The 7,558-nt window shown below is 51.0% G+C and carries 4 protein-coding genes; 3 read left to right on the top strand and 1 reads right to left on the bottom strand.

Annotation, left to right across the window (positions count from 1 at the left end; all coding sequences use genetic code 11):
• Positions 1-9: 9 nt before the first annotated feature.
• On the bottom strand, positions 10-1,683 hold the full coding sequence (locus VIR50_RS10755; protein ID WP_331935121.1) for a carboxylesterase/lipase family protein: 1,674 nt from the start codon (positions 1,681-1,683) through the stop codon (positions 10-12).
• Between the two features lie 205 nt (positions 1,684-1,888).
• Between VIR50_RS10755 and VIR50_RS10750 the strand changes: the two genes are divergently transcribed.
• From VIR50_RS10750 to VIR50_RS10740, 3 genes are all read left to right on the top strand, one after another.
• Complete coding sequence (locus VIR50_RS10750) at positions 1,889-5,869, top strand: hybrid sensor histidine kinase/response regulator transcription factor (RefSeq protein ID WP_331935120.1); 3,981 nt, start codon at positions 1,889-1,891, stop codon at positions 5,867-5,869.
• Between the two features lie 56 nt (positions 5,870-5,925).
• On the top strand, positions 5,926-6,225 hold the full coding sequence (locus VIR50_RS10745; protein ID WP_331935119.1) for a hypothetical protein: 300 nt from the start codon (positions 5,926-5,928) through the stop codon (positions 6,223-6,225).
• A gap of 235 nt (positions 6,226-6,460) precedes the next feature.
• On the top strand, positions 6,461-7,558 hold a 1,098-nt coding region (locus tag VIR50_RS10740; protein ID WP_331935118.1), incomplete at its 3' end, for a cytochrome c biogenesis protein CcdA.

The following is a 7,558-nucleotide window of genomic DNA, read 5'->3' as shown; positions in this document are numbered from 1 at the left end:
GCCCATTGCTTACATCGGTTTCTGCGGACATTGCCGCGCAATCTTTATCAGTTTGGCGTCGTGATGATGGCGAATCTCGCATTTATTATCGAAGATCATCGTCGCTCCCGTGCCCTCTGAATACGCTTCCCAAGCCGGAAGGCCGTCAGCTTCGGGCTTTCCCGTCTTGGCAAAGTTAATCCATGCCTTGCTCATTTTGCGTGCCAAAGCTCGCGCTTCGGGGCCATTGCCCGTCATACCTGCCTGCAATGCCGTGTTATTAAACGCAAAAGGAATCTCCATACAGTGCACTGCGCGCCATATACCATTCATTGCCGGCGACTGCCATGTGAAGAGATACATGTACACCGGTGCGCCTTTCTGCGCCATTTTCAGCCTTGCTTGCTCCAAAGCCATGGGCCGGAACATGAGATCAACGTCGATTAAATCAGCCGGTTTGTAGCCCGGATAGGCCTCACTAAAGGCCTTCAAGTAGTCGTCGGCAAAGCTCCCATAGCGTTGCTCCACTTGTTTCATCACGTCATCTTCCGAAAGATTGCGCATGGCAGGCACATAAGCGCTGGCACAAAACTCATTTAACGTCGTCCCAATGATAACGGGAATGTCCTTGCTTTGGGCAGGCGCGCTTGGCGCAAATGGATGTTGAGGCAGTAAATCGCCATCGACGACGGGCGACCAACCGAAGATAAAGCCGTTCCAACCGGCCTTCAACGCCTTGGCTTTCTCCTCTTTAACGGCTTCTTCGCCCGCCGCGAGCAGCTTATCGTAAGGAATTTCGGCTATACGATCGATGTTTGAGGCATTGAGACCTAACTTCTTGACTACTTCGGTGCCGATTCTTCTGGAGTATTGTTGCTCCATGCACTTGAGCTGAGAGCCACTCTGAATGATTGCTTTATGGAATAATCCCTTGGCAGAGGGCATGGCCAACAAGGTAGAAACTTTACCGCCACCACCCGATTGGCCGAAAATGGTAATGTTATCAGGGTCACCTCCGAAGCTCTCTACATTCTCCTTGATCCACCGAAGCGACTCCACGAGGTCGAGCATACCTACATTTCCCGACTTCGCATAGCGCTCACCAAAGGCTGATAAGTCAAGAAAACCTAATACATTCAACCGATGATTGACCGTCACAACGACCACATCGCCGTCTTTTGCCAAGTTAGTTCCATCGTAGGAAGGCAACTCTTGTCCCGAACCGGCGGCAAAACCACCACCATGGAACCACACCATAACGGGGCGCTTCTTATTATCCGACAATCCTTGCGTCCATATATTCAGCCGCAGGCAGTCCTCTCCCGCATGGCCATCGTCCCAATCGAAGGCGAACGAAGCCTCATCGTTCTCCCATCCGGAGCGTGCTCCTTGCGGACAAGTAGGCCCGTATGCCCTGCAACTTCGTATGCCTTTCCAGCCATCAGGAGCCGTAGGAGGCATGAAACGGTCGGCCTTTGCATAGGGCACTCCTTTAAATATATTGACTCCCATGGTCTGATAGCCGGCTATTTGGCCTTGTTCCACAGCGGTCACAACGACCGTTGAGTCGGTAATTACTTCAGAAACATTCTCCGCAGAGCCCTTTACGGCCTTGCCCAAATTACCACATCCATAGGTCATCAGTCCCATGGCAGTGGCCACGAGTATGGTTTTCGTGTTCAAAATAGATTGTCGTTGGTTCATTATTAGGATAGCTTTGATTCACGATCGCAAAATTATAAACTATCCATAACACCCACTTTCACCTACATTCTTTTATGTTGTAATCTTATACAACGGGGCTTTCACACATGTTCAAATATTTTCTGATTTGTTCAAAATAGGCCAAAAAGCCATAGTTTATTACATTTTTATGACTAACTTTGAACAAGAAACCAACTTTAACGTAATGAAAACATTTCCTAAAGTCACCGGTCTTTACCTGACAACACTTTGCCTTCTCCTTTTTCTTGCGGCCTGCGGAGGCCATCATTCGCCCAATAGTAAAGAGCAAAAACGCAATCCTATCATCGCCGACAACATCTCCAACCACCACATCAACGCCTTTGCCGAGGACAGCAAGGGCCACATTTGGATAGGAACGTTTAGAGGTTTGAACAAGTTTGACGGCCATCAATACCAACAATACTTCTGTAATGACGACAGCATGGGGCTGCCCGACAACCAAGTTCGCGACCTTCTCGTCGACCATCAGGCCCAACTGTGGGTGGCATGTCTCAACGGCGTGTGTCGCAGAACGGACCAAGATAACTTCGTGCGCATACCTTTCGAGCAGGAGGTGGGCAACTGTAACAACCTCGCAGAGGACAGTAAGGGCCGCATTTTCGTGTGTAACTCACGCCGGGTGATGGTTTTCAACACGGAGAAGCACCGCTTTGAGACGGCCATCGACGCCGATCAAATCAAAGGAACCTTCATTCGGCTCATCATAGACAAGGGAGATAACCTATGGGTAACCACCGAGAACGGGCTCTATGGGTTCAATAGTAACTTCCGAAACATAGCTTACGAGAACTTACCGTTCTATAGTTCCGACTCCAACGTTAACTACTTAGACGACAACGGCATGCTTTGGCTCTGCCTGCGTTCGGGAATAGCCTTGTACAACACCCGAACCCGGCAATTAGAGCAGCTCCCCGACGTGCTGCGGTCCAACTCCGACATCAGTAATAACCGTCCCTTATGTATCTATCCCTACGATGCTAACGGCATACTCCTATCCATGGCCACGGGCAAAATGTACCTTTATAATAGTAAGAAGCACACGCTGACCCATCCCGAAAGCCCCGATTTCCCCGTAAAAATCGATAAGTTTTGGCCCACATGTATCTTCCGCGACTCTCGCAACAACCTTTGGATGGGCTCAACCGACGAGGGTTACATCATCAACTACCGTGATCACAAGCTCTTTAACAACAATAATCACCTTCATGATTACATCGGACAGCAACCCGTTCTGTCGCTTGCCACCGACCAACACAACCATCTATGGGTGTTGGCCAAGCACAGTGGCCTGCTCCACTACGACCTCTCGTCACACAATGTCACACCCGTGAACCTATCATTGCCCAACGGCGTGTCGCCCTACTTTCTCTTTGTCGATAAGCAAGGCTACCTATGGATGACCACAAACGTAGGAACACGCAAGTACAAGACCAACGGCAATACCATCACTCTTATTCATGAATACCCCGGAACGCTACAACTCGACATGGCACAAGACCGCCATGGCAACGTATGGAGCACGGGTGTGGGCGACATTGTTACCCGATATGCCGCCAATTCGCCCACTGTCAGCACGCAATCCGTAGGCTCCACATCCTTCTCGCCCAGCATTTTAGCGCTCAAAGACGGGCGCATACTCTCCGCGGGCTTCATGCGCGACATCAAAGCCATCCACCCCGAGGCCCTTACCGTGAGCGACTTCCCCTTCAATCAGGCCGATTGGGAACGCTGCATGCGCCGCAACACCTTTATTCCCACCGACCTTTACCAAGACATGAGCGGGCAGATATGGATAGGAACCGACAGCAACGGACTGCTCCATTACAATCTCAAGACCCGCCGTTTGGAAAGTATCGACGGCATTTCGTGCTCCGACGTGTCGGCCATCATTGAGGACCTGCAGGGCAATCTGTGGGTCAGCACCATGTACGGACTCAACAAATACGACCGCACCGTGGGCAAAGTGACCCAATTCTACACCGCCGACGGCATTGGAGGCAACCAATTCTACGACCGTGCCGTGTGTCGACTGGCCGACGGAACGCTCATTTTCGGCGGCACACACGGCATTACCACCTTCAATCCCATCGACATTACCACCCGCCGCAACCTGCCTTTGGTGTTCCAATCGCTCAAAGTTCACAATCAACAAGTGCATGCCTACGACAACGATTGTATCGATAAGAGCATGGATAACAGCCCCGACATCCATTTAGAGCACTATCAAAACAGCTTCTCCATAGCCTATGCGGCCATCGATTACAGTGAGTTCGAGCGTGTACACTACTTTTATAAGATGGAAGGCATAGACTGTTATTGGAACGATGCGGGCACCAGCCACGAGGCTTCCTACGCCAATCTGCCCTCGGGACACTACACTTTCCGGGTGAAAGTGGCCAATAATGACCGTGAAAAGCCCATTTCCGAGGCGTCGATTGACATATATGTAGCCCCGGCGCCGTTCAATTCGTGGTGGGCATGGCTCATCTACATCACCATAGCGGGCATTATACTCCATTTTACCTTCAAAATACGCCGGCGAATAGAGGCTGACAAGCGTGCCATGCAGCAGGAAAAGATGGAGAAAGAGCAGGAACAACGGGTCAACAAGATGAACATGAGCTTCTTTGCCAACATTTCCCATGAGTTCAGAACGCCGCTCACGATGATCTCGGGGCCCGTTAACATGCTCAGCGAGAGCCCTAATCTCGGCTCTAACGACCGCCACTTGCTGCTCATCGTGCAACATAGCATCCAGCGCATGCTGCGACTGGTGAATCAGGTGATGGATTTCAGCAAGCTCGACCAAGACGCCCTGAAGCTCAACGTGAGGCGCATGGACATCACGGCGCAGATGAATAGGATATGCGACATATTCCTTTTCAACGCCCGAGAGAAAGGAATCAACATGCAGAAGCACGGCCTCGACGACTGCCTACTCACATGGGTAGACGCCGACAAGCTCGATAAAATCGTGAGCAACCTGCTCTCCAACGCCATGAAATTCACGCCCCATGGCGGCCAAATCGACGTAACGCTCGACGCGAACGACGGTTTTGTGAAGATCATCGTGGCCGATACGGGGCAAGGAATACCACAAGCAGAGCTCGAAAACATATTCCAGCGCTTCTACCAGCTCAACAATCAGGACGCCGGAACGCAGAGTTGGGGCACGGGCATAGGCCTTTACTACGCCCGAAAGTTAGCCCAACTACACCACGGCAGCCTTACGGCCGGCAACCGGGACAACGGTCAGGGCGCCGTATTCACACTGCTATTGCCCGTGAACGACCAAGCCTACACGCCGGATGAGCGCAAGCCACAGACCGAAACGCAAGAAATACGCTACCCCATCAACGAAAGACAACCCGTCATCACCGATAACAACAACGACGAAAAGCCGCTGTTGCTGGTGGTCGACGACGATACAGACGTCGTAAACTACCTTAAAACCCTGCTCTCGCCCTACTATCGCATTATCTATCGCTTCGACGCGGAGAGTGCTTTCAAGGCTATGGGCGAGGAAAACCCCAACCTTGTACTGAGCGACGTGGTCATGCCGGGCATGGATGGCTACGAGTTCTGCCGACGGGTAAAGGCCGATGACCAGCTATGTCATATCCCCATGGTACTCGTAACGGCCAAAACCACCGTGGAAGACCAAATAACGGGCCTCAACACGGGGGCCGACGCCTACATCACGAAGCCTTTTGAACCCAAGCTCCTGCTGGCACTCATCAACTCGCAGCTACAAAACCGTGAGAAAACTCACGCCCTGCTGAGCCGCTCAACACAGACCGACGCCGACGTAGAAAAGGCCTTGGCACCCCAAGACCAGCGCTTCATGAAAGAGCTTTACGAAGTGATGGAGTCGGAACTGTCGAACTCCGAGATCGACATCATGCGCGTTACGGAAATGCTTCACATGTCGCGGACCAAGTTCTATTACAAGATGAAGGGCCTCACCGGCGAGAAACCGGCCGTATTTTTCCGCACTTACAAGCTCAACCGTGCGGCGGAACTGCTGCGCGAGGGTACCTACACCGTGTCCGAAATATCCGACATGACGGGCTTCAGCTCACTTTCGTACTTCTCAACGGCCTTCAAGAAGCAGTTTGGAGTGACGCCGAGCGAGTTCAAATAGCCCGCGCTCACTCATTCAGAATTATCTTTACAAAAAGCCATTCATGGCTGCGTTATTTGAAAATAAAAAACAACGAGGCGGAAAAACACGAGTTTTCTGCCTTTTTGTATATGGCTCATAATCAACGATTTACGAATAACAAGCAAATACACACCATCCTCCCATGCCACCAAAGCGGGCCTTTGGCAAGGCCGAAGCAGGCTTTTGACCATTTGAAAGCGGCGCTTTCACCCCATGGCTGTGGGCTTTCGGCAAGGCAAAAGCAGCCCTTTGACCGGCTGAAAACGGCAAAGCGGCAGCCTAAAAGGCATGAAGCGGGCATGGCGAGAAGGCATTTCGGACCCGCCGGAGCTTAGGGGCAGAGCTGAAAGAGGGCTTTTAGGGCATAGCCGAAAGCTAAATGGCGGATTTTTGTTGACACGTTTTTCGGATATAAATCTTTACATAATAATATGTAAAAAGCCACTAAACCTGATGAAAAAACTTACCTTACGGCTTGCAATCATCTATAGAAAAGTGTATCTTTGCAAGATATATACAACATCATCGTGCATTACTAAAAGCATATAAATACTTTTCCAAATAGATTTTATGAAGAAAATGATTACTCTGGCCTTATTACTGATGACAGTAATTTTGGCACAAGCACAAACGGTTGAGCCCGTGAAATTCACCTCACAACTGAAGACCAACGGCACAGCCATGGCCGAAATCGTCTTCACCGGGCAGATTGCGCCGAAGTGGCATGTCTACTCTACCGGCTTAGGTGATGGCGGACCAACCTCCGCTACATTCAATGTGGACAAGCTCGAGGGCGTGGAACTCGTGGGAAAGTTGACGCCTCGTGGCAAGGAAATCGCCATGATGGACCCTCTTTTCGGCATGAAGGTGCGCTACTTTGAGCACAATGTGCAGTTCGTTCAGAAGATAAAATTCACCAAACCCAACTATCTTATCGAGGCATACTTGGAGTATGGCTCTTGTAATGACGAAACTTGCCTGCCTCCAACGGCCGTTGAGCTGAAGCAGAAAGGCAAGGCGCCGGCCGTGGCAGCCGATAGTCAGGAAAAAAAAACGGCCGTTGAAGAAGAGAATCTCGGCAAGATGATGGAGGAAGGTGAGGCCATTGCCGAGCTGGCCCAGCAGCAGAGAGCCGACAGTTTGGCCCGGGCAGACAGCTTGGCAAGCCTCGCTAACAACGCTTCTTCCTCACTTACGACCAACGAGAAAGACCTTTGGTGGAAGCCCGTCGTGGACGAATTAAAGCAGTTTGGCGGCGCTGACGACATCGCAAGTCACGGTCTTTTCTACATTTTCTTCATGGGTTTGGTCGGCGGTTTGCTGGCTTTGGTCATGCCGTGTATATGGCCTATCATCCCCATGACGGTGAGCTTCTTCCTCAAACGTGCCAAGGACGACAGGAAGAAGGGCATTAAGGACGCCATCACTTATGGCGTCAGCATTATCGTTATCTACTTGGGACTGGGCTTACTCGTTACTTCCATCGCCGGCCCAAGCACGCTTAACGCGCTTTCAACCAACGCTGTTTTCAACATATTTTTGTTCGTTCTGCTCGTAGTTTTCGCAGTGAGCTTCTTCGGTTGGTTTGAAATAAAGCTGCCCGATAGCTGGGCTAACTCCGTAGATTCCAAGGCCAGCAACGCCACAGGCCTGCTCTCTATCTTCCTT

The organism is Prevotella sp., from assembly GCF_036570325.1.
GTDB lineage: Bacteria > Bacteroidota > Bacteroidia > Bacteroidales > Bacteroidaceae > Prevotella.
Note: the sequence above shows the minus strand (reverse complement) of the source record. Positions and strands in the feature narration are given on the sequence as shown.

What these genes read in the sequence shown, in the direction of transcription:
- VIR50_RS10755 (WP_331935121.1), bottom strand. Translation starts at nt 1,683, where the DNA reads ATGAACCAACGACAATCTATTTTGAACACGAAAACCATACTCGTGGCC.
- VIR50_RS10750 (WP_331935120.1), top strand. Translation starts at nt 1,889, where the DNA reads ATGAAAACATTTCCTAAAGTCACCGGTCTTTACCTGACAACACTTTGC.